Origin of the sequence: Prosthecodimorpha hirschii (assembly GCF_001305515.1) — a bacterium.
GTDB classification, from domain to species: domain Bacteria; phylum Pseudomonadota; class Alphaproteobacteria; order Rhizobiales; family Ancalomicrobiaceae; genus Prosthecodimorpha; species Prosthecodimorpha hirschii.
This window is the reverse complement of record NZ_LJYW01000001.1, coordinates 4,223,474-4,245,189: the sequence shown is the minus strand read 5'-3', so window position 1 is coordinate 4,245,189 and position 21,716 is coordinate 4,223,474. Positions and strand designations below refer to the sequence as shown.

The following is a 21,716-nucleotide window of genomic DNA, read 5'->3' as shown; positions in this document are numbered from 1 at the left end:
TAATAGTGCGACATTGTTTTATTTTTCGAAATGCCAAGATCACCTCAATTCAAATTGACAATACTCTTGTTGCCTGCCGGTTACTCTGACCGATAATGCGCCCCATTTCATCAGATGATAGCTCTGGTGCAAACGCATTAACCTTGGAAATTGGGCCACCAGTAATTTGTAAAGCTCGCACGTAACTCCCCGCCAAGCTCGACACGATCAACGACCAGTTACTTCGCAGTTCATCCACGTTGCGCGCATTGTCTAACTCACGTAATACCTGTAGAGCGATACCCCTGTCACCCGATCTGACCATCAGACGCCAACGCTCGCTACGTAACTGAAAACGCCCATCGGCTGCAACTGCTTGGTCCATGCAATCAATCGCCAGCGGAAAATCACCTCTAAACTCTGCTTCCTCGGCTCTCAACTCGTAATAGGCACTGCCAACGCCAGGATGCGATTCTAAATCTTTAAACACATTGAGAATTCGACCATCAATATCTTTGGGTGGCTCTTTATCCATACCAGATCTGTACTTCCAATTGAGATAGACACGAGCCAAACTTGATAAACTAAAAACAGTCCGCCGAAGCTTAATATATGCAAGTGCGTGCCGTTCCGCCTTTCTAAAATCCGGCCTACTAGTAGCGAGGATACAACGAATAAGCGGTCGATATGTGCGCTCCAAACGACTATCTTTGCCAGTATTCAGTTTAAGCGCACGCTCGTACTCGCCTACCGCTTCTACAAATTCATGCTTATATTCATAAAGGTCAGCCAGTAAGAAAGCTGCCATAGATTTTGTAACATGAACTCCCTCCAAAAGCTTGATGCACGCTTCCGCTTCGAGGTATTTTTGATTCCGCGTCGCACTTAAGCAAAAATAGCGAATGATCTCAACTCGGGATATATTTGTAAATTCAGCCCGTTGCAAATAGGCTTTCTTTAAAAATCGATAAGCTGCCTCATGATGCCTCCTATGATAAAGGCGTATTCCAGCCTGAAACCAGTGAGTCGCCGAAACGAAAACCCTTACAACACTTGGTATGTTGCTTTCATCGGTAAGAAGACCCGCTTGGATACGTGACTCCAGGCGAAGGAACTCATGCTCATCGACTCCACCTCCAGCATTGATTTCTATTGGTTTGGAAGCGAAATCTCTTAGAGCTCCTTCAAGCCAGCGGACCAAGTCATCTTTGATTAAACTGCGATTTAACCTGTTGGCCAGAAGTGGCGTCAGTCGATAGACACCCTCAATTTCGCGTTCCACCAGCCCAAGATCCGAAAGCCGTCCCAATACGCGTGCAATAGGGCGCTTTGGAACGATTGCCTTTTGAAGATCTTCAATGTGGCATGGAGTTACATCATTGAGGAATATTAGTGCCTTCTGTTCATCATCTTGTCCGCTCAATTCAGCGAATGCCCACCGGATATAAACCGAAATAGCATCGGCTATTCGCGCACTACCGGTCGCGGCGAGATCATCGATTTGGTCAAGATCAACGAGGTTCGAAGCGGATCGAACAAGAGAGACTAAGAACCCAAGCGCGCCACAGGACGCCTGAACAACCCTTGATATTTCAGCATCCGTCCAACGCGTAGGGACTTGATCGAAGTACCCCACTAGCTGTGCGCAAAATTCTTCCAGATTGTGTTCGTCGACGGTTGGCACGCGTTGAGCAATCATCGAAAATTGACACCGAGTTCGACGTTCTGCTAGCAGCGGCAATTGGGAGATGATGAATACCTTGCAACGGGTGGCAGGCGACAGCGCGTTGACGACATCATCCAGCCACTCAGGCAACTCGACATTCTCTTCGACAATTCGGTGGTGGCGGAAGATTACATAGTCGCCGCGCTCAAAAACCGACTGAACAGTCGCAGCAACTGCGTTTGCATCAATTTCAGTAGATTCCGATGCGATCTGCGTCAATCGATTGATATCGGCACCGAACGCCTCGCTCGAAATACGCAAGAACGCTTCTCGTGGCAGAGTCGCTTCGTTGATGTCAATTAACACACCACGCCCGTTGGGTACGAAAGTTCTGTTGAACTCTCTAACGATGGTCTCCCGTCCAACACCGTTGAAGCCTGAGACCCAAACCGCAGGATAGGTCGTAAACCTATCTTTTTGGACCGCCCGACGCATCGTCGTTAGAATGTCATGCCGCGGCCAAATCGGATGCTGCGACTGCAGGATCGGTTCTGCGGCTCGTCCAACAATCTCAATTGCATTCGCTTCCGTTACTCGAGAAGAGGATGTGCGATAGGCGAGCATTTCCCGCAGCGCATCAAACACTGGTTTAATTTCCGTGCTGATATCACTGCTCCACGAAATTGGAGTATCATCGAGCCGGAGCACCACTGGACGAACTGCGCCTTGAGTGACCAAATCGCGAGCTTGCAAAATCTCCCGCACGCACCCCGTCGCAGCAAAATAATGTTCACTCCAGAAAATGACGAATACTTTTGATTTTGGGAGCTCCCGTTGGGATATTTCGTCCCACATATGAACCCCCTCCTCGCCAGATTTCGAGTAAAGATAGATCCAGTCGGCAGGGAAATTCTCCCAAACCCTTTCAGCAAATAAAATATCGAGACTCGATACCGAGAAGAATATTGGGTACATTTGTTCAGTCTCTTCATATGATTATACTGATTGTCTTTTGATTAGTTTGCACGATAATCAAAAAACAATCATCGTCGCTTAGTCGGGTGAATCTTAGTCGTAAAGTTTTGCCCCTGCAACCATTTATTGTACAGTAAGACTCCGTTGATACCGACTAGCCATAGGGGCGCCGCTTCGGCAAGTGATATAGCCATCAAGGCCGGCGACAGAAGAACTCTGCTGCAAATCAAAAAATAACTTCGTCAAAATTGACGCTTTGAAACTCTTTCAGGCGCGAAGGAGACTTGGCTGGTAGATCTTGCATGTTATCCAAGGGACAAGCGGACGGCCTGAATGAGATATACCCGAAGGTGTCGCCATCGCGACCTCCCCCACATCGCCGCTCATGCAACCGAGATCGGCCACATTTTTCGGCTAACGGCTGGACGGGCATGCGATTTGGGATTTTGGATAGATTGCGATTCGGGCGAGGCGAGGTACTGGGGGCGATGGGGCTTCTGGCGGCTTAACCGGCTCCGGCCGGGCCGGAATGTCAGAACGGGCAAGACTCTCCGCGCTGGCTGGACGGCATCAGGTGAGAGGCGGTAGCGGCTGCCCTCTCCAGCCGACGCATCGCCGCCGATCCGGATGCTGCAGGGCGGCCGGTGTCATGCTTTGCACCCAACCGGACCGCCCTGTCGCTCAACAGGGTAGAGCAACGGTGTCCTGAACCGCAGGTCAAGCACTCGGATCCCTTCCGGGAGACCAGATATCTGATTGTCGGTTCCGTATTTCGTGCCTGAGTCCTGGTTGGCTGCACTGCCATGGCGGCCCGGTTCGCGAATCCGGTGATCCTGCGAGACACAATGCCCGCGACCTCGACCAACGAAGACTTTGTAGACGCCTGGGAACGCTGGCACGGCGGGCTCAGGCCGCTGGGCTTCATGATGCGGTGGGCCGAGGCGCCGCATTGGGTTCGGATTCACTCGTTGCCGGAATCGCGCCGCTACCCTGCGGATGCGGCGGATCGGGCGGAGCTGTTGCGGCGGCAGAATGCGGTCGCCGGCGATCTGCTGCGCGAGGGGGGCGCGGCCTTTCTGGTGCAGAGCTTCTGGGAGGCGCCGGACGGGGGGACGCCGGACACCGTCGTGGCGAGGCGAGCGGCGGCGGTTTCGCGTTGGGGGCTCTCCGTCGCGTTCGACTTCATCGTGGACGAGGATCCGGACCAGCCGATCCGGTGGACCGTGATGGCGCGGCCGGTGACCTGGCATTCCGGCGCGTTCGATCCGCTGCTGCTGCTCGTCGCCGCGGGCGACGAGGCGCCGACCCTGTTCATGTCGGCGGACACCGGGGCCGTCTTCGCGCCCTATGACGGCGGCGCGGACCTCTTCTGGCCGGACGCCGCGGCGCAGGCCGCCGCGCGGGAACGCTACCGGCCCTGGCTCTCGGCCCATCCGCACGGTTTGTGATCGGGGGCCCGCGCCGCGCGGAGATCCGCCACACTCGGCCGGTAAGCCGGCGGACGATTCGGACGCGACGGGAGATGCCGATGATTGCGAGGAAATGGGCAGCGGCGGGCGTGGCGCTCGGCCTGATGGCGGCTTCGCCGGCTTTTGCCGGGCCGGAATGTCAGAACGGGCAGGACTTTCCGCGCTGGCTGGACGGGGTCCGGCGCGAGGCGGCGGCGGCGGGCATTTCGCAGGCCACCATCCAGGCCGCGCTCGGGCCGGTGCAGTTCGATCCGGGCATCGTCAAGCGCGACCGCGGCCAGGGCGTGTTCCAGCAGACCTTTCTGCAATTCGCCGGCCGCATGGTCTCGGCCGACCGGATGAGCCGTGGCGGCGCGCTCCTGAAGAGCCAGGCGGCGCTGCTCGGCCGCATCGAGCAGAAATTCGGCGTGCCAGCGCCGGTCCTGGTCGCCTTCTGGGGGCTGGAGACCGATTTCGGCTCCGACAAGGGCAAGTATCCGATCTTCACCTCGCTGGCGACGCTCGCCTATGACTGCCGGCGGCCGGACTTCTTCCGCCCGGAGCTGATCGACGCGCTGCGCATCGTCGAGAAGGGCGACCTGACGCCCGGCCAGATGGTCGGCGACTGGGCCGGCGAGGCCGGCCACATGATGATGACGCCGACCGACTACGACCGCAGCGGCGTCGATTTCGACGGCGACGGCCGGCGCGACGTGATCAATTCGGTGCCCGATGCGCTGGCCTCGGGGGCGAGCCTGCTGGTCCATTTCGGCTGGAAGCGCGGCGAACCGTGGCTGCAGGAGGTGCGCGTGCCCGCCGACCTGCCCTGGGACCAGGCCGATCTGGCGATCCGGCATCCGCGCGCGCAATGGGCGCGCTGGGGCGTCGCGGCGGCCCATGGCAGCCTGCCGGCGGACGGCCAGCCGGCCTCGCTGCTGCTGCCGATGGGACGGAACGGGCCGGCCTTCCTGGCCTATCCGAATTTCCAGGCCTTCCTCGGCTGGAACAAGGCCTTCGTCTACGCGACCACGGCCGCCTACTACGCGACGCGGCTGTCCGGCGCGCCGCCGGTCTCGCCCGGCAACGGCCCCGTCACGCCGCTGACCACCGAGCAGGTGCGCGAATTGCAGGGCTTGCTGGTGCGCCGCGGCTTCTCGCGCGAGCAGCCGGACGGGCGGATCGGCAACGCCACCCGCAGCGCCGTCAAGCAGGCGCAGATGCGCTACGGCCTGCCGGCCGACAGCTACCCGACCGCCGACCTGATCGAACGGCTGCGCGGCGGCTGATCCCGACGGCGATGGAATGATCGTCGGTGTTCGATACGCGGATGTCTCATGCCTCTGACGCCTATGAGACATTCGCGTTGCTTCAACGGCCCGATGCGTCGGCATCCCGGGCTATTGGTATGAGCCCCGCCGTCGGGTGAGAGAAAAAAGGCGCGGGCCCCGAGGACCCGCGCCTGCCACCCTGGCGGACTTCGCCGGCTTCGCTGGCTCGGTGCCGGCTTGGCTGGCTTCGCCCGCTTGGCTGGCTTCGCCCGCTTGGCTGGCTTCGCCAGCTTGGCCGGTTCCGTGCCGGTGCGGCCGGTTTCGCCGGCATCAATCGGTCGTGTGGTGGAAATTCGCCCAGGGCGTGCAGGTCGACTTCTGCAGGAAGCCACCGCGGCGGCAGGCCTGGACGTGGTAGCTCTGCTTGAAGCCCTTGCGGGCCTGGAAGTTGAAGAAGCCCTTGGATTCGAACTGGTTGCCGTTGCGGCGGACATTGTAGTGCGTCACGCCGATCAGCTGGGTCGACAGGTAGACGTTGACGGTGCGGCCGTCGTCCGTGCTGGAGGCGCAGACACCGTTGGTGCAGGCCTTGGCGGCGGCCGGGCCGGCGGTCAGCGTGGCGGCGGCGGAAAGCGCGAGAACGGTCAGGGCAAGGGCGGCGCTGCGGGTCATGGCGGGTCTCCTGGAGGGCTCGAGGCCGGACCTTTCCCCATCGGATCGGTCGGCGCGTCCTGATGCTGGGAGACTAGCGGCGGCCGCCGGAACCGACCCTGAATGCCCTTAAAGAAACCGTTCAGAAACAATATTGCGTCGATTTTCGTCTTCGGGCGGCGCCGCGGGCCGGGCGGAAAAGCGCGCGCCAGGACGGCGCACCCCGGCCAGGCCGCCCGGGATGGGGCGACGCAGCCGGGTCCAAGAGGTGCAGCCGGGGTCGCGAGGCGCAACCGGCAGGGCCGGCGGTCAGCCGAAGGCGGCCTGGTCAGGTTCCTGATGCAGGAGCGCGGCGCGCAGCTTTTCGAGCGCCCGGTTCTCGATCTGGCGCACGCGCTCCTTGGAGATGCCGAGCTTCGCGCCGAGCGCCTCCAGCGTCGCGCCCTCGTCCTCGAGGCGCCGCTCGCGCACGATGCGCAGCTCGCGTTCGCTCAGCACCGCCAGCGCCCGCCGGAGCCACATCACCCGGCGTTCGCCGTCGATGCGCTCGCCGACGGTCTCGTCCTGCAGCGGCTTGTCGCAGACGAGGAAGTCCTGCCGGTCGGCGCCGTTGCCGTCGGCCTCGACGACCGGCGCGTTGAGCGAGGAATCCGGGCCCGACAGGCGCGCATTCATCAGCTCGACATCGGCCGTGGAGACGCCGACGGCCTCGGCGATCTCGGCGAACAGGGTCTCGACCGGCATCTGCTCGACGCCGCGGTTGAGCCGGGCGCGCAGGCGGCGCAGGTTGAAGAACAGCGCCTTCTGCGCCGACGAGGTGCCGCCGCGCACGATCGACCAGTTGCGAAGGATGTAGTCCTGCATCGAGGCGCGGATCCACCAGGTCGCATAGGTCGAGAAGCGCACGTTGCGATCCGGCTCGAAGCGGGCGGCCGCCTCCAGGAGGCCGACATGGCCTTCCTGGATCAGGTCGTTCATCGACAGGCCGAAATGCCGGAACCGCGACGCCAGCGCGATGACGAGGCGCATATGGGCCGACGTCATCCGGTGCAGGGCAGCCTGGTCCTGGGTCTCTCGCCAGCGCACGGCCAGTTCGTGCTCCTCCTCGCGCGTGAGGTAGGGCGCCGCCATCGCGGCCTTGACGAATTGGCGCCGGGCACTCATCGCCTGGGTCATCGGGCCTCTCCTTCCTCCGAGCGGCGTACCGACTGCCTACGGCGCCGATACGACTCCGGATCAGCCGCCATCGGCGGACCGCGCCGTCCCAGGGGAAACGCAGAGCCTCGCCGCAGGTTGCCTCCAGGCACACCGGTTTCGGGCGTGCCGGTGACGTTTCCGCCGCCATCCGCCCTCGAGCCGCCGGCGGCATCGAGACGAACCCTGGCCGCCACCCCAAGACCGCGCAGGACGAAGCCTGCGGGGTCGACGTGGCCTAAGCGTTATCCCCTATTGACGATATCGGAGCGCGCCCGGAGCGAAACAAGGCCCCGGACATGAAAAAGGCCCGGAACGCCCGGGCCTTTTCTTGTCTCGCGTGACGATGTCGTGAGGTGCCGGTCAGGCCGCCTCCTCCTGCTCGTCCTCGAACTCCGTCTCGACCTCGGCCTCGCCTTCCGCCGGCTTGGCGTTGCGGCGCGGGTTCTTGAGGAGATTGGACTCGATCTGGCGGATCGCCTCGGTCTCGGAGATGCGATTGACCGCCGCGACCTCGCGCGCCATCCGGTCCAGCGCCGCCTCGTAGAGCTGGCGCTCGGAATAGGACTGTTCCGGCTGGCTGTCGGCCCGGTAGAGATCGCGCACGACCTCGGCGATGGCGATCAGATCGCCGGAATTGATCTTGGCTTCATATTCCTGGGCGCGGCGGGACCACATGGTGCGCTTGACGCGCGCGCGGCCCTTGACGGTCTCCAGGGCCTTCTTGACCGCATCCGGCTCGGACAGCTTGCGCATGCCGACGGTGGCGATCTTCGGGACCGGGACGCGCAGGGTCATCTTGTCCTTCTCGAAGGAGATGACGAACAGTTCGAGCTTGTACCCCGCGATCTCCTGTTCTTCGATCGACGTGATTTGTCCAACGCCGTGGGCGGGGTAAACGATGTGCTCTCCCGCCTTGAATCCTTGGCGGGTCTGCGACGTCTTCTTCGTATTGGTGGCCATACGCCCATCACTCCTGCGCATGTCGACCGCCCGGCGCCCCGCCGGATGATCCTGAGGACAGTCCCCCCGATCACGCGGCCCCCGGAGGAGGCACGGACCGGTAGCAACGACACGAAAGCCGGCTTCGGCAGGAAGCCGTCACCGGTTACGGGTCGATCTTAGAAATCTCAGCCGGTCCTGCGAGACACCCACCACCGAACATCACAACGCATATCGACGTTCCGCCGAGCCATTTCTTCGCTCAAGCCGATCATGCGTGAACTCCCTAGGGGAGATTGCCGGAGGGGAAAATTCGACTGTGTGTGACCTTTACCACAAAACGCGTCCAAATCAAAGCGATACGACAGCGATTTTGACCGTTCGGTTGGAACCCTGCCGGACAGGCCCGGGACGGGCCGCGTCCGGAACCGACGCGCATCTCGCTGCGTCACGTCGATTTTCGTGATTTCGGCACGGCATTCGGCGATCGCCGGCCCGCTGCGCCGGGCGAGACGGCGCTTTCGGCACCGAACCGCCCGACCGCACATGGGATGGGCCTCAGGCATGCACAAGACTGGATGCAGCCATCCGGTCATGCATAAGGTGCATGACCCATTCCGGGGCCACGCCGCCGGATCGCAGCCGGGACGCGCTCGCCCCGCGTCGGCTCAGTCGCCTTCGCCGGGTTCGGGCGAGAAGAACTCGGCGAACTTGTTCGGCTTGCCGTCCCATTCCTTCGCATCCGGCAGGGCATCACGCTTGGAGGTGATGTTCGGCCACTTGGCGGCATATTCGGCATTGACCGTCAGCCAGGATTCCAGGCCTTGCTCGGTATCCGGCTTGATCGCATCGGCCGGGCACTCGGGTTCGCAGACGCCGCAATCGATGCACTCGTCGGGATGAATGACGAGCATGTTCTCGCCTTCATAGAAACAGTCGACCGGACAGACTTCGACGCAGTCGGTGTACTTGCACTTGATGCAGTTGTCGGTGACCACGTAGGTCATGCGCGTCTCCACGTCCTGGTCGGCCGGCGCCACGGCACCGGGCGGATCTCCGATCGGTTAGCCGAGGATGCGCCGGAGCGCAAGCACGGCGCGGAGAGACGCGATATGCGACGCTGCGGAATGGCCGGCGCGAGCGCGGCGGGCCGGCGTCACTCTGCCGCGGGCCGGATCGCCGCCGGGTCGCGGACCGGCATGACGGCTTCGGTTGCCGGCGTCGATGCGGCGCAGCCTTCGATCTCGAACCGGGCGCGCAGCCCGCCGGACGGTGCCGTCTCCAGATGCAGGCCGGTCTCGTAGGCTTCGAGCACGTCGGTGACGATCGCCAGACCGAGGCCGGAGCCCTCGACCTCGGCGCCGGCCTTGGTGCCGCGCTCCATCATCGCGAGCCGCATGTCCGCCGGAATGCCGGGGCCGTCGTCGTCGACCGACAGGCTGACGGTCCCGTCGGTCTCCGTCGCGGCGATGCGGACGGTTCCGGTGGCCCATTTGCGCGCATTGTCGAGCAGGTTGCCGAGCACCTCGCCGAAATCGTCGGCGTCCATGCGCACCCGAAGCCGCGGATCGACCTCCATGATCCAGTCCAGTTCGCCGCCGCGCGGCATGCGCCGTTCCAGCGCCACGATGCGGCCGACCGTGTCGGCGACCGCCGTGGCGTGGCCGGCCGCAACCGCCTTGCCCTGCAGGCGGGCGCGCGACAGCTCGCGTTCGACATGGCCGTTCATCGCGGCGACCTGATCGCGCAGCGTCTTGGCCGCCTCGGTGGCCCCGGACCGCTGCAGCCGCCGGGCCTCGGCCTGGATGATGGTCAGCGGCGTCTTGAGGCCGTGGGCGAGCGTGCCGGCCCGCTCGCGCGCCTTGCGGATCAGATCGTCCTGGCGGTCGAGCAGGCTGTTGAGATCGCTGACCAGCGGCCCGACCTCGTCCGGGAAGGTGCCTTCCATGCGCTCCTTGGCGCCGCGCCGGATCAGGTCGAGCTCGCGCCGCAGCGTGGCGAGCGGTCCGAGGCCGAGCGAGATCTGCGCCCAGGTGCCGGCCAGAAGCACCAGCGCGATGGCGATCAGGGCATTGCGCACGTCGGCGGCGAACTCGCTGGCGAGCGTCTCGATCTCGGCATGGTCGATCGCCACCGAGAGCGTATAGCTGCGCTCGCCGGACGCATGGGCGACGCTGACCGGCTTGGACAGGAGATAGAGAACGGAGCCGTTCGGGCCGTCGACCTCGATCGGCTCGCCGGCCGCCACCGCGGCGTCGATCGCGGTCTGGCCGAGTTCCGCATCCCACAGCGACCGCGAGCGCACCTCGCCGCGGCCGGGGCTGCCGATCTCGTAGTAGATGCCGCTATAGGGCTGATCGTAGCGCGGATCGCCCGGATCGTGGGAGAGCCGCGCCGCGCCGGTCCCGTCGATGGTCAGGGCGGCGGCCAGCTGGGTCCAGCGGGTATCGAGTTCGAGCCCGAGGCGGCGCTCCAGGTGACGCTCGAAGGCGACGACGAGCAGGATGCCGGCAACGGTCAGGGTCGCCGCCACGGTGAGGGCGGCCAGCACCATGAGGCGCAGGCGGACGGAACTGCGCCAGCCCGGCGATCTCTTCTGCCCTGCCGTTCCGGCCTCGCCCATCGCCCCTCCGTCAGCCGGACTGCGCGACCGGCGCCACCCCGCCGGCGGGGGTCATGAAGTAGCCGTGGCCGCGCCGCGTTCCGATCACGTCCGATCCGATCTTGCGCCTCAGCCGCGCGATCAGGACTTCGAGCGCATTCGAATCGGGCTCGCGGTCGCCGCCATAGACATGTTCCGACAGTTCCGTCTGCGGCACGATACGCCCGGCGTGATGGGCGAGGTAGCGCAGCAGCCGGTATTCGAGCGCCGACAGGATGATGCTGCGCCCGCCGATGGTCGCGGTCATGCGGCGGGTATCGATGATCATGCCGCCGGCCTCCAGTTGCGGGCTGGCATGGCCGCCGCTCCGGCGCAGCACGGCGCCGAGGCGGGCGATCACCTCCTCCATGTGGAAGGGCTTGACCAGATAGTCGTCGGCGCCGGCATCAATCCCCTCGACCCGCTCCATCCAGGCGCCGCGGGCGGTCAGCACCAGGACCGGGGTCGTCACCTTGGCGGCGCGCAGGCGGCGCACCACCGACAGGCCGTCGAGCTTGGGCAAGCCGAGATCGATCACGATCGCGTCATAGTCCTCGGTCTCGCCGCGGAACCAGGCCTCCTCGCCGTCATGCACCACGTCGACCACATAGCCGGCCTCGCCGAGGCCCTCGGCAATGTCGGTGGCGATCGCCTTCTCGTCTTCAACCAGCATCACCCGCATGTCAGCGCCGCCTGATCTCGATGACCCGATTTCGTTTTCCGTCCACGCGCACATCCTGGTAGCGGCCGTCGGCCTGGAGCACGAGCACCCAGTAGTTCCAGCCGCCGGTCTGGTTCGGCACCAGCTTCACGTCGAGGATCTTGCCGGGCGCCACGGCGCGCACCACCGGGATGACCGACGAGAAGGGCACCGCGCCGCCGCGCTTGACGATGTCGCGCGCCACATCCTGCTCCGACGGCGCCGGACGGGATCCGCCGGAACCGCCGGTCGAGCCGGTGACGCCGCCGGATCCGCCGAAGCTGCCCGATGCGCTCGCGCCGTCGCGCCCCTTGCCGGCCGAGCCGTAGCCGCCCGGCGTGACCGCCCCGGACGCATCCGCCCCGGCCGCGCTGCCGGACGACGAGGACCCGGTCCCGCCGGACCCACTGCCGCCGCCGGAGCCCGAGCCACCCGAGCCCGAGCCGCCCGAGCCGGAACCGCCGGACCCTGAGCCACCCGAGCCGGAGCCGCCGGAGCCGCCGCCCTCGCTTTCGCCGCCCTCGCCCTCGCCACCTTCGCCTTCGCCGCCGCCCCCTTCACCACCGCCACCGCCGCCGCCGCCATGGGCGGCGGCAGACCACGGCCGCAGGGCCAGGGTCACGGCGAGAGCAAGGAAGGTTCTCCGGGCAAGCCCGGTGCCGGTGTTCATGGCCACCACTATAGGTTCGAGCGATTACATCGACCTTACCGCCGGCATCAGACATCGGCAAAGCGGCATTGGTCACAGTCCGAACGGTCGCCGAGCCGGCGATCCCAAGAGGAGGACTGACCATGAAACTGCATATCCTGGCCCTCGGCGCCGCCGTCGCCTTCGTCGGCCCGATGACGACCGCGGCCGTCGGCCTGACCGTCCCGTCGAAGCCCGTCATGACCCAGGCCTCCGACGCCGCCGGCGTGATGCTGGTGCGCGGCGGCCCGGGCAAGGGCGGCAACAGCGGCTCGGGCAATGCCGGATCGGGCAATACGGGCTCGGGCAATTCCGGTTCGGGCGGCGGCAAGCCCGGCAAGGGTGGCGGCGTGGATGACGGCGCCGGCCACAATGGCGGCGACGACCATGGCGTCCACGCGCCCGGCCACAAGTAACCCGGGTACGGCCGGAGGCGGCGGACAGGGGGCCGTGTGGCGCACGCGCCGCGGCCTCCTCCGCTGCCCGAAGCGCCGGTGAACGCCCGGCGCCTCCCGCCTTGTCGACGGCCCCTTGCCGACCGGCTATCGCCCGCCGCTCACGCCGCGCGGGCTTCGCCGGCTTCCACGATCCGGACCACGTCGGCCATGATGTCGGTCAGCTGGAAGTTCTTCGGCGTGTAGACCGCCGCCACCCCCATGGCCTTCAAGGCGCGCTCGTCCTCCGGCGGGATGATGCCGCCGACCACGACCGGGACATCTTCCAGCCCGGACGCGCGCATGCGCTCCATCACGTCGCGCACCAGCGCCAGATGCGAACCGGACAGGATCGACAGCCCGACCACATGCACGCCCTCTTCGAGCGCCGCATTGACGATCTGGGCCGGGGTCAGGCGGATGCCCTCGTAGACGACCTCCATGCCGCAATCGCGCGCGCGGACCGCGATCTGCTCGGCGCCGTTGGAATGGCCGTCCAGGCCCGGCTTGCCGACCAGGAATTTCAGCCGGCGGCCGAGCCGCCCGGAGACCCGCTCGACGGCGCTGCGGACCGCGGCAAGATCGCCGCCGGCATCGCGCTGGGCCCGGCCGACGCCGGTCGGCGCCCGGTATTCGCCGAACACGATGCGCAGCGTCTCGCCCCATTCGCCGGTCGTCACGCCGGCCTTGGCGCAGGCGATCGACGGCTCCATGATGTTGCGGCCCTCCGCGGCGGCCGCCTTCAGCTCGGTCAGCGCCCGGCGCACGGCCAGTTCGTCGCGGCCGGCCCGCCAGGCCTTGAGGCCCTCGATCGCCTCGGCCTCGACATGCTCCGGCACGGTCAGGATCGACCCGTCGCCGCCGGTCAGCGGCGAGGGCTCGGTCTCCAGGAAGCGGTTGACGCCGACGACCACCTGTTCGCCGGCCTCGATGCCCTCGAGCCGCTTGGAATTCGATTCCACCAGCTTCTGCTTCATGTAGCTGGACTCGACCGCCGCCACCGCGCCGCCCATGGCGTCGATGCGCGCCAGTTCGTCGCGCGCCTCCGCGCACAACGCCTCGACCTTGGCCTCGATCTCCTTCGAGCCGGCGAAGATGTCGGCATAGTCGAGCAGGTCGGTCTCATAGGCGAGGATCTGCTGCATGCGCAGCGACCATTGCTGATCCCAGGGCCGCGGCAGGCCGAGCGCCTCGTTCCAGGCCGGCAGCTGCACGGCGCGGGCCCGGGCGTCGCGCGACAGCGTCACGGCCAGCATCTCGATCAGGATTCGATAGACGTTGTTTTCCGGCTGGGGCTCGGTCAGGCCGAGCGAATTGACCTGCACGCCGTAGCGGAAGCGGCGGAACTTCGGATCGGCAACCCCGTAGCGGGTCTCGCAGATCTCGTCCCAGAGGCGCGTGAAGGCGCGCATCTTGCAGATCTCGGTGACGAAGCGCATGCCGGCATTGACGAAGAACGAGATCCGGCTGACCGCCTCGGGAAATTCCGCGGCCGGAATGGCGCCCGACGCCTTCATGCCGTCGAGCACCGCGACCGCGGTGGCGAGCGCGAAGGCCAGTTCCTGCACGGGCGTCGCGCCGGCCTCCTGCAGGTGGTAGGAGCAGACGTTCATCGGGTTCCACTTCGGCATCTCCCGGTAGGTCCAGGCGATCACGTCGGTGGTCAGCCGCATCGACGGCGCCGGCGGGAACACATAGGTCCCGCGCGACAGATATTCCTTGATGATGTCGTTCTGGGTCGTGCCCTGCAGCCCCTTGCGATCGGCGCCCTGCTCGTCCGCGGCGGCGGCGTAGAGCGCCAGGAGCCACGGCGCCGTGGCGTTGATGGTCATGGACGTGTTCATCTTTTCGAGCGGGATGCCGTCGAAAAGGCGCCGCATGTCGCCGAGATGGGCGATCGGCACGCCGACCTTGCCGACCTCGCCGCGCGACAGCGCGTGATCGGGGTCGTAGCCGGTCTGGGTCGGCAGGTCGAAGGCGACCGAGAGGCCCGTCTGGCCCTTGGCGAGATTGGTGCGGTAGAGCCGATTGGAATCCGCCGCCGTCGAATGGCCCGCATAGGTGCGGAAGATCCAGGGCTTGTCGCGCTCTTTCAGCGGCATGGCGTGCGTCCGGGCTGGTTGAACCTGCCTCAACGAATAGGCGCAGTGCACAAATCTGTCATTACGGCAAAAGGTCCGAGGCCGCTCTATTTCGCATCACAGCAGCCGGATCACCGCCCGGACCAGAAGCCAGGACAGAAGCGCGAGCGTCCCGGAGGCGATCGCGGCGGCCACCCACACGAAGCCGTCCGCGTAGGCAAGCGGGACATGGTGGTGGCGAAGGGCGAAGTCGAAGCCGTAGATGCCGCCGAAGGCCCCGAGCGTGGCCAGGAGCCAGTTGAGGAGGACGCCGAGGCCGGCCGTGTCCAGGATCATGTCGGCGATCCAGCCGAGCCAGAAGGCGCCGAAGACGACCGCCACCGACACCACCATCCAGCTGTTGGAATCGAGATCCTGAAGCACCGCGTTCTCCGAAATCCCGTTTTCCGCCGGCCCCGCACGGAGGACGGCGTCCGATTTCCGATCCGCCGGCGGAGGCCCGCCATGGCACGGTCCCGCCGCGCCGATCGCACCAGAAAATCACGGAACTCCTAAAATTCTCCCAGCGCCGCCGATCGCACTGCAGCGGACCTCACGCGCCGGCCGACGGCGTTACCCGCCGCCGCAGGGACGGAAAGTCGCAGAGACTTCGGCCCGGCGCGCTTCATCTTGGCCCACAGTGGGTCCGCGATGCGGCGCTCCGGCGGCCCTCCCTTGGTCCAATGGATCGAACCCTCGCGCGGACCCATAGTGCCCGGACCCGGTCGGCAGCGTCCGCCCGGCTCTGTTGCAATGCAGAAAAAATGTCGGATAGTCGTCGGGTCGCCCGGGAGGGGCGGTCTCGACGACAGAATGGGTAGGACGAGATGGCGGCGAACGCGCTCCAGAAGGACGGTCTCTCCGGTTCGGAGACTCTGAAGGATCTGTACGAGGTCGGCGAGATCCCGCCGCTCGGCCATGTGCCGGCCAATATGTATGCCTGGGCGATCCGGCGCGACCGGCACGGCCCGCCCGAGCAGGCGATGCAGCTCGAGGTCGTTCCGACCTGGGAGATCGACAGCCACGAGGTGCTGGTCCTGGTGATGGCCGCCGGCGTCAACTACAACGGCATCTGGGCTGCGCTCGGCACCCCGATCTCGCCCTTCGACGGCCACAAGCAGCCCTACCACATCGCCGGATCCGACGCGTCCGGCATCGTCTGGAAGGTCGGCTCGAAGGTGAAGACCTGGAAGGTCGGCGACGAGGTCGTGATCCACTGCAATCAGGACGACGGCGACGACGAGGAGTGCAATGGCGGCGACCCGATGCTGTCGACCAGCCAGCGCATCTGGGGCTACGAGACCCATGACGGCTCCTTCGCCCAGTTCTGCCGCGTCCAGGCGCGCCAGCTGTTGCCGCGTCCGAAGCACCTGACCTGGGAGGAGGCCGCCTCCTACACGCTGACGCTGGCGACCGCCTACCGCATGCTGTTCGGCCACGAGCCGCACGAACTCAAGCCCGGCATGAACGTGCTGGTCTGGGGCGCCTCCGGCGGCCTCGGCGTGTTCGGCATCCAGCTCTGCGCGGCGGCCGGCGCCAACGCGATCGGCGTCATCTCCGACGAGACCAAGCGCGACTACGTGCTCAGCCTCGGCGCCAAGGGGGTGATCAACCGCAAGGATTTCGAGTGCTGGGGCCAGTTGCCGAAGGTCGGCTCGCCCGAATACGACGCCTGGTTCAAGGAGGCGCGCAAGTTCGGCAAGGCGATCTGGGACATCACCGGCAAGGGCAACAATGTCGACATGGTGTTCGAGCATCCCGGCGAGTCGACCTTCCCGGTCTCGTCCTTCGTCGTCAAGCGCGGCGGCATGGTGGTGTTCTGCGCCGGCACGACCGGCTTCAACATCACCTTCGACGCGCGCTATGTATGGATGCACCAGAAGCGCATCCAGGGCTCGCATTTCGCCCATCTGAAGCAGGCCGCGGCCGCCAACCGCTTCGTGCTCGACCGCCGGGTCGATCCCTGCATGTCCGAGGTGTTCCCCTGGGACAAGATCCCGGCCGCCCATACCAAGATGTGGAAGAACCAGCACGCCCCCGGCAACATGGCGGTGCTGGTCAATGCGCCGACCACCGGCCTGCGCAGCCTCGAGGATGCGATCGAAGCCGGCCGGCGCTGAGCCGACAAGGCCGTCGTCAACCATCGCCGAAAAAGGACGGGACCGGTGCCGGCGCATCGGTCCCGTTGCGTTTCGGGCCGGCTCGAGCCGTTGACTCCGGAGCATGTCCTCATCGGTTGGAGGATTCCATCCGATCGGGAAATACCCAGGCGCCGCCGCGCCGCGGGCCGGTCAATCCGCCGCCTCGCCCTCGTCGGGCAGGTTGTAGCTCTCCCAGTCGCGGCGCGGGATGGCGGCGCCGAGCGCGAAGGCGAAGCCGACCACCCGGCTGCCGTCCGGCGCCAGATCGCAGGTGAAGCGCAGCCGGTACCAGCGCCGGCCGGCATGCACGGCGGCGCCCTCGGCGGTCAGCCGGTGGCCGGATTGGCGCGTTTCCTCGATCGCATAGGAGACCACCCGGTCCGGATGCAGGCGGCCGTTCCAGGCCACGATCTGCTCCAAAGCCTCGAAGCCGCAGAGCTGGTCGATACGGTCGTCGCCGGACAATTGCGACAGCGTCTTCACGGCCTCCCGGCTGCGCGGATCGGCCAGGATGCGGGCCGACAGCATGCGGGTCGCCGCGATCATGCCGCCCGGCCCCGGAGCGGCGCCCGGCGGGACCGGCGTCGGCGCGGGCGCGTCCGGCGGCTGCGGCCCGACCGGCCGGCCGACGGGCGGACGGGCCTCCGGCGGCGCACCGCCCGGCACCGCGGGCGGCAGGATCTCGACCTCCAGGAACGGGGTTCGGCGCGGTTCGGGCCGGCGCACCGGCGCCGCCCAGAGAAGCCCCAGCCCGACCAGGACATGGACCGCCAGCGAGGCGACGAGGCCCCAGGAGGGCGCCGCGCGCCGATCGGGCGTCGCGGTCCACCGGACCCGCCGCATCAGGATCGGGCACCGCCCGGGCCTGCCCGCCGGGCGCCGGACGGACGAGCCGCCTTGCGCCCCATGATCGCCCCGGCACTCCGTGACGTCGTCTTGCTCCGCATCCGCAGCCCCCGCATGGAGGCGTCAGTTGCCGGCGGCATTCGGGCGATTTTGCGATGCGGCATCCCGGCTGCCGCCAACGCCCGCCGCCCAACGGTCCCCGGCCGCCCACGGTCCCCGGCCGCCGACCGGCCGTCGGCCCTCTACCGGGCCGGGCCGTCCGCCGCGGACGGACCGACATAGCGGGCGCGCGGGCGGATCAGCTTGTCGTCCCGGCGCTGCTCCAGGGCATGGGCGATCCAGCCGGCGGTGCGGCCGATCGCGAACAGGGCGAGCGCCGCGCCGCGCGGCAGGCCGAGCGCGCGGCGCAAGGCCACAAGCGCAAAGTCGATATTCGGCAGCCGACCCGCCGTCTCGGCCATGACGGCGGCGAGATCGTCGCGCAGCCGATCGGCCGGCAGGTGGGGCAGCAGGGCGGCGGCGCGCGGATCGCCGTCCGGATAGAGCGGGTGGTCGAAACCCGGGATGCCGTCGCCCCGGCGCAGCCGGGTTTCGACGGCGCCGGCGGCATCGCGGGCCGCAACGACCTCATCGAACAGGATTTCGACCAGGCTGGTGGTGCCGCCATGCAACGGCCCGCTCAACGCCGACAGGCCGGCATTGAGGCAGGCGCCGAGCGAGGCCCCGGTCGAGGCGACCACGCGAACCGCGAAGGCCGACGCGTTCAGTTCGTGATCCGCGGCGAGAACCAGGACCCGGCGGACGAGGTCGGCGCCGGCCGCGTCGAGCCCCCAGACCCGCCCGAGATGCTCGTGGATCGGCCGGGCGTCCGGCGCCGAGCCGCTCGCCGCCCCGGCCATGGCGCGCAGCAGCGCGGCCGCGCCCGGCCAGAGCCGGCGCCCGTCGCGCTGCCAGGCGGTCGCGCGGCCGGCGGCGACCAGCGGCAGCAGGACCTGGCAGCGTTCGGTCAGCGGCAGCGCGGCGAAGACGGCCAGCAGGTCGCCGTCCCATGCCGGCGCGCTCGCCAGGGGATCCGCGAAGGGATCGGCCTCGCCGCAGCCCCAGAGGAGCCGGGCGGTGTCTTCGAGGCTCGCCGTCTCGGCCCAGCGCGCGGCGTCGTGGCCGCGGTAGGACAGCCGCCCGCCCTCGATCTCGGTGATCGCGGAGGCGAGCACCGGCAGCCCCCAGTCCAGCGCGGTGGCGGCGACCGTGTCCGGCCGGCGTCCGACGGCCTTGCGGCGGACCAGAGCCTCGATGTCATGCGCATTGTAGAGCCGGCGGCGCGGGTCGTGATCCGGCCCCTCGGCCGGCCCGGCGGTGCGGACCAGACCGCGGCTGACATAGGCATAGAGCGTCGCCCGGCTGACGCCGAGGCGGGCGGCGGCGGCTTCCGCATCGAGAGTGCTGTCGCGATCGTGCATTCGAACCATCTATATTGATCGTATGAATCAATATTGACTGCTTATAGCCTTCGCGCATCCTGCCGGCAACCCCGACCGAAAGGAGCGTCCCATGACCCGCCCGACCGCCCTCCCCAGCCCCACCGCCGCCCCCTCCGCCGCCGGCACGCCCTCGCCCGCGGTCGCCGCCGCCGCAGCGGCGGACATGCGCGATCCGCTGCCGCGCACGCCCGTCGGCCTCGACGGTGTCGTCGCGGCCGAGACCGTGCTCAGCCATGTCGATGGCGCCGCCGGCCGCCTGATCGTGCGCGGCCATGATCTGGAGACCCTCGCCGGCATGCCGTTCGAGGCGGTGCTGGCCCTGCTCTGGGCCGACCTGCTGCCGGGCAGCCCGGACGCCGCGGCGATCCACACCGCGCTCGGCCGGGCCCGCCTGCGCGCCTTCGACCTGATGCTGCCGCGCCTCGCCGCCACGGAGGGCCTGAGCCCGGTCGAGGGATTGCGGCTGCTGCTCGGCGCGCTCGGCGACGGCGAGGCCGAACCGCATGCCGTGCTGGCGGTCGCCGCGGTGCCGGTCTTCGTTGCCGGCCTGACCCGGCGGCGCGCCGGACAGGCGCCGGTCGCGCCCGATCCGGCGCGCGGCCTCGCCGACGATTTCCTGACCATGCTGCGCGGTGCGCCGGCCGGCGCCGAGGCGGTCGAAGCGCTCGAGACCTATCTGGTCACCGTCGCGGATCACGGCCTCAACGCCTCGACCTTTGCGGCCCGCGTGATCGCCTCGACCGAGGCCGGCCTGTTTTCGGCCGTCATCGGGGCCTTGTCGGCCCTCAAGGGACCGCTCCATGGCGGGGCGCCGGGCCCGGTGCTCGACATGCTCGATGCGATCGGCAGCGAGGCGGCGATCGGCCCCTGGATCGACGACGCGCTGCGGCGCGGCGAGCGGCTGATGGGTTTCGGCCACCGCATCTACCGGGTGCGCGATCCGCGCGCCGACGTGCTGAAGGGCGCCGTTTCACGCCTGCGCGGCGCCGGCAACCGAATCGGCTTTGCCGAAAGCGTCGAGCGGGAAGCGCTCGCCCGGCTGGCCGCGGCCAAGCCGCTGCGCCCGCTCGACACCAATGTCGAGTTCTACACCGCCCTGCTCCTGGAGGCGCTCGACCTGCCGCGCGACCTGTTCACCTGCATCTTCGCCATGGGGCGCATGGCCGGCTGGACCGCCCATGTGCTCGAACAGGAACGCTCCGGCCGGCTGATCCGCCCCCAGTCGCGCTATGTCGGCCCGATGCCGGCGGCTTCCGTCCGGGGCGCCGCCTGACGGGCGGAGAACTCGATCAGGTCCGGCGCGGCGGCGTGAAGGCCAGCCCGCCGGCGATCCGGTTCCAGGCATTGATGGTGGCGACCGACACGGTCAGGCTGGTCGCCTCCGCCTCGGAGAAGACGTCGCGCAGGGCCGCATAGGCGTCTTCGGGGATCGGTCGCCGGTTCATGCCGGACAGGTGCTCGGCCCAGGCGAGCGCCGCCCGCTCGCGCGCCGAATAGCCCGGCGCCTCGCGCCAGACCGTGACCAGATCGAGCTTGCCGGCCTCGATCTCCAGCTTGCGCGCCAGATTGAGGTGGAACTGCAGGCAGAAGGCGCAGCCGTTGATCTGCGAGACGCGCACCTTGACCAGCTCGGTCAGGGTCTTCTCGAGCCCGGACTCGTCGACGGCCCGGCCGAGCGCAGCCAGCGCGGCGGCGGCATCCGGGGCCGATGCCCGGAAGCGATCGTAGTCGACATGGGGCTTCGGCAGGGCGTGCGGTGTTTCCATGGCTGGCGTTCCGGTTGGTTCGTCGTATTATCAGGGCACGAACATGTTATCAGAGCCCTGATAATGAGCAAGCGCGATCCCGCATCCCCGACCGCCCCGGAGGTCCCGTCCGCCCCGGAGGCTCCGCCGGCCGCCGGCGAGGGCGCGCGCGGCGCGGCCGGCCATCTCGGCTATCTGCTGCGCCAGGCCGCCCATGTCTTCCGGCAACGGGTCGACCAGACGCTCGGCGAGATCGGCCTGACCGCGCCCCAGTTCTCGGTCCTGACCATGCTGGCCGCCTATCCGGGCCATTCCAACGCCGATCTCGCCCGGCTCGCCCTGCTGACGCCGCAGACGATGAGCGTGATCGTCGCCAATCTGACCGCCGCGGGCCTCGTCGTCGCCCGTCCGCACCCGGTCCATGGCCGCATCCGCCGCCTCGCCCTGACGGACGCCGGCCGCGGCGCGCTCGCCGCCGCCAAGACGCGCGTCTACGCCCTGGAGGCCGCCCTGCTCGGCGGCCTGCCCGACGCCGAGGACGCCGTCATCCGCCGCTGGCTCGCCGCGGTCGCAGCGGGCGCGGAGCGCGGGCCGGAGGCGCCGCCTGATCCGGACCGGCAGCACCGGCCGGACTGAACCCGACTGCCCGCGCGCCAGGCCGCCGCGCGCCAGGCCGCGGCCCCATGCCCGCCCGCGCGCGCCCGCATGGGCTGCCGAACCCCGCGGCCGTCCGGCACAAGTCCCGTTCATCTCCGATGGCGCACCCGATTGTCCTTCCCCTTACGGAATGCAAGATT

19 protein-coding genes are annotated in these 21,716 nt (G+C 67.3%); 6 read left to right on the top strand and 13 right to left on the bottom strand.

The window, feature by feature from the left end:
- Positions 1-49 precede the first annotated feature (49 nt).
- Positions 50-2,620, bottom strand: a complete 2,571-nt coding sequence (locus ABB55_RS29875) for a tetratricopeptide repeat protein (RefSeq protein WP_152982100.1) — start codon at positions 2,618-2,620, stop codon at positions 50-52.
- An 803-nt stretch (positions 2,621-3,423) separates the two neighbouring features.
- Between ABB55_RS29875 and ABB55_RS30440 the strand changes: the two genes are divergently transcribed.
- Together ABB55_RS30440 and ABB55_RS18660 are read left to right on the top strand one after the other, a co-directional pair.
- Positions 3,424-4,068, top strand: coding sequence for a DUF3885 domain-containing protein (locus ABB55_RS30440; RefSeq protein WP_160321269.1), 645 nt, complete (start codon positions 3,424-3,426; stop codon positions 4,066-4,068).
- A gap of 80 nt (positions 4,069-4,148) precedes the next feature.
- Positions 4,149-5,354 (top strand): lytic murein transglycosylase, encoded by a 1,206-nt coding sequence (locus ABB55_RS18660; RefSeq protein WP_140943478.1) that lies wholly within the window; start codon positions 4,149-4,151, stop codon positions 5,352-5,354.
- Between the two features lie 312 nt (positions 5,355-5,666).
- Here the strand turns inward: ABB55_RS18660 and ABB55_RS18655 are convergent, their stop codons facing one another.
- From ABB55_RS18655 to ABB55_RS30650, 7 genes are all read right to left on the bottom strand, one after another.
- Complete coding sequence (locus tag ABB55_RS18655) at positions 5,667-6,008, bottom strand: hypothetical protein (RefSeq protein WP_054360147.1); 342 nt, start codon at positions 6,006-6,008, stop codon at positions 5,667-5,669.
- A gap of 288 nt (positions 6,009-6,296) precedes the next feature.
- Complete coding sequence (locus ABB55_RS18650; RefSeq protein WP_054360146.1) at positions 6,297-7,163, bottom strand: RNA polymerase factor sigma-32; 867 nt, start codon at positions 7,161-7,163, stop codon at positions 6,297-6,299.
- 381 nt (positions 7,164-7,544) lie between these two features.
- Positions 7,545-8,144 carry a CarD family transcriptional regulator gene (locus ABB55_RS18645; RefSeq protein ID WP_054360145.1) on the bottom strand — a complete coding sequence of 200 codons (600 nt, stop codon included), beginning with the start codon at positions 8,142-8,144 and terminating at the stop codon, positions 7,545-7,547.
- Positions 8,145-8,791: 647 nt separating this feature from the next.
- Positions 8,792-9,130, bottom strand: a complete 339-nt coding sequence (fdxA, locus tag ABB55_RS18640; protein ID WP_054362163.1) for a ferredoxin FdxA — start codon at positions 9,128-9,130, stop codon at positions 8,792-8,794.
- A gap of 149 nt (positions 9,131-9,279) precedes the next feature.
- Positions 9,280-10,746 carry a sensor histidine kinase gene (locus ABB55_RS18635; protein WP_054360144.1) on the bottom strand — a complete coding sequence of 489 codons (1,467 nt, stop codon included), beginning with the start codon at positions 10,744-10,746 and terminating at the stop codon, positions 9,280-9,282.
- A 10-nt stretch (positions 10,747-10,756) separates the two neighbouring features.
- Positions 10,757-11,446 (bottom strand): response regulator transcription factor, encoded by a 690-nt coding sequence (locus ABB55_RS18630; RefSeq protein ID WP_054360143.1) that lies wholly within the window; start codon positions 11,444-11,446, stop codon positions 10,757-10,759.
- A 1-nt stretch (position 11,447) separates the two neighbouring features.
- Entirely contained in the window at positions 11,448-12,134 is a 687-nt protein-coding gene (locus tag ABB55_RS30650; protein ID WP_054360142.1) for a PepSY domain-containing protein, read from the bottom strand.
- Between the two features lie 122 nt (positions 12,135-12,256).
- Here ABB55_RS30650 and ABB55_RS18620 point away from each other — a divergent pair, with 122 nt between their 5' ends.
- A complete protein-coding gene (locus ABB55_RS18620; RefSeq protein WP_054360141.1) occupies positions 12,257-12,568 on the top strand; it encodes a hypothetical protein in 312 nt (103 codons plus the stop codon).
- Between the two features lie 140 nt (positions 12,569-12,708).
- On the opposite strand, the gene ABB55_RS18615 is transcribed toward ABB55_RS18620, so the two are convergent.
- Positions 12,709-14,688: a protein meaA gene (locus ABB55_RS18615; RefSeq protein ID WP_054360140.1), complete on the bottom strand. Its 1,980-nt coding sequence runs from the start codon at positions 14,686-14,688 to the stop codon at positions 12,709-12,711.
- Between the two features lie 96 nt (positions 14,689-14,784).
- Complete coding sequence (locus ABB55_RS18610; protein WP_054360139.1) at positions 14,785-15,090, bottom strand: hypothetical protein; 306 nt, start codon at positions 15,088-15,090, stop codon at positions 14,785-14,787.
- 443 nt (positions 15,091-15,533) lie between these two features.
- On the opposite strand from ABB55_RS18610, the gene ccrA reads away from it, so the two are divergent.
- On the top strand, positions 15,534-16,826 hold the full coding sequence (gene ccrA / locus ABB55_RS18605; protein ID WP_054360138.1) for a crotonyl-CoA carboxylase/reductase: 1,293 nt from the start codon (positions 15,534-15,536) through the stop codon (positions 16,824-16,826).
- Between the two features lie 171 nt (positions 16,827-16,997).
- Here the strand turns inward: ccrA and ABB55_RS18600 are convergent, their stop codons facing one another.
- Positions 16,998-17,690: a DUF930 domain-containing protein gene (locus ABB55_RS18600; RefSeq protein ID WP_054360137.1), complete on the bottom strand. Its 693-nt coding sequence runs from the start codon at positions 17,688-17,690 to the stop codon at positions 16,998-17,000.
- 245 nt (positions 17,691-17,935) lie between these two features.
- A complete protein-coding gene (locus ABB55_RS18595; RefSeq protein WP_244472074.1) occupies positions 17,936-19,162 on the bottom strand; it encodes a citrate synthase family protein in 1,227 nt (408 codons plus the stop codon).
- Positions 19,163-19,244: 82 nt separating this feature from the next.
- Here ABB55_RS18595 and ABB55_RS18590 point away from each other — a divergent pair, with 82 nt between their 5' ends.
- Positions 19,245-20,447, top strand: a complete 1,203-nt coding sequence (locus ABB55_RS18590) for a citrate synthase (RefSeq protein ID WP_420848235.1) — start codon at positions 19,245-19,247, stop codon at positions 20,445-20,447.
- 16 nt (positions 20,448-20,463) lie between these two features.
- Here the strand turns inward: ABB55_RS18590 and ABB55_RS18585 are convergent, their stop codons facing one another.
- A complete protein-coding gene (locus tag ABB55_RS18585; protein ID WP_054360135.1) occupies positions 20,464-20,940 on the bottom strand; it encodes a carboxymuconolactone decarboxylase family protein in 477 nt (158 codons plus the stop codon).
- A 63-nt stretch (positions 20,941-21,003) separates the two neighbouring features.
- Here ABB55_RS18585 and ABB55_RS18580 point away from each other — a divergent pair, with 63 nt between their 5' ends.
- A complete protein-coding gene (locus ABB55_RS18580) occupies positions 21,004-21,555 on the top strand; it encodes a MarR family winged helix-turn-helix transcriptional regulator (protein ID WP_054360134.1) in 552 nt (183 codons plus the stop codon).
- The last annotated feature ends 161 nt before the right edge of the window (positions 21,556-21,716 follow it).

Coding starts and splice junctions, on each gene's coding strand:
- ABB55_RS29875 (WP_152982100.1), bottom strand. CDS start 2,620: ATGTACCCAATATTCTTCTCGGTATCGAGTCTCGATATTTTATTTGCT.
- ABB55_RS18620 (WP_054360141.1), top strand. CDS start 12,257: ATGAAACTGCATATCCTGGCCCTCGGCGCCGCCGTCGCCTTCGTCGGC.
- ABB55_RS18600 (WP_054360137.1), bottom strand. CDS start 17,690: ATGCGGCGGGTCCGGTGGACCGCGACGCCCGATCGGCGCGCGGCGCCC.
- ABB55_RS18660 (WP_140943478.1), top strand. CDS start 4,149: ATGATTGCGAGGAAATGGGCAGCGGCGGGCGTGGCGCTCGGCCTGATG.
- ABB55_RS18595 (WP_244472074.1), bottom strand. CDS start 19,162: ATGGTTCGAATGCACGATCGCGACAGCACTCTCGATGCGGAAGCCGCC.
- ABB55_RS18645 (WP_054360145.1), bottom strand. CDS start 8,144: ATGGCCACCAATACGAAGAAGACGTCGCAGACCCGCCAAGGATTCAAG.
- ABB55_RS18650 (WP_054360146.1), bottom strand. CDS start 7,163: ATGACCCAGGCGATGAGTGCCCGGCGCCAATTCGTCAAGGCCGCGATG.
- ccrA (WP_054360138.1), top strand. CDS start 15,534: ATGGCGGCGAACGCGCTCCAGAAGGACGGTCTCTCCGGTTCGGAGACT.
- ABB55_RS18590 (WP_420848235.1), top strand. CDS start 19,245: ATGACCCGCCCGACCGCCCTCCCCAGCCCCACCGCCGCCCCCTCCGCC.
- ABB55_RS18580 (WP_054360134.1), top strand. CDS start 21,004: ATGAGCAAGCGCGATCCCGCATCCCCGACCGCCCCGGAGGTCCCGTCC.
- ABB55_RS30650 (WP_054360142.1), bottom strand. CDS start 12,134: ATGAACACCGGCACCGGGCTTGCCCGGAGAACCTTCCTTGCTCTCGCC.
- ABB55_RS18585 (WP_054360135.1), bottom strand. CDS start 20,940: ATGGAAACACCGCACGCCCTGCCGAAGCCCCATGTCGACTACGATCGC.
- ABB55_RS18630 (WP_054360143.1), bottom strand. CDS start 11,446: ATGCGGGTGATGCTGGTTGAAGACGAGAAGGCGATCGCCACCGACATT.
- ABB55_RS18655 (WP_054360147.1), bottom strand. CDS start 6,008: ATGACCCGCAGCGCCGCCCTTGCCCTGACCGTTCTCGCGCTTTCCGCC.
- ABB55_RS30440 (WP_160321269.1), top strand. CDS start 3,424: ATGGCGGCCCGGTTCGCGAATCCGGTGATCCTGCGAGACACAATGCCC.
- ABB55_RS18615 (WP_054360140.1), bottom strand. CDS start 14,688: ATGCCGCTGAAAGAGCGCGACAAGCCCTGGATCTTCCGCACCTATGCG.
- ABB55_RS18635 (WP_054360144.1), bottom strand. CDS start 10,746: ATGGGCGAGGCCGGAACGGCAGGGCAGAAGAGATCGCCGGGCTGGCGC.
- fdxA (WP_054362163.1), bottom strand. CDS start 9,130: ATGACCTACGTGGTCACCGACAACTGCATCAAGTGCAAGTACACCGAC.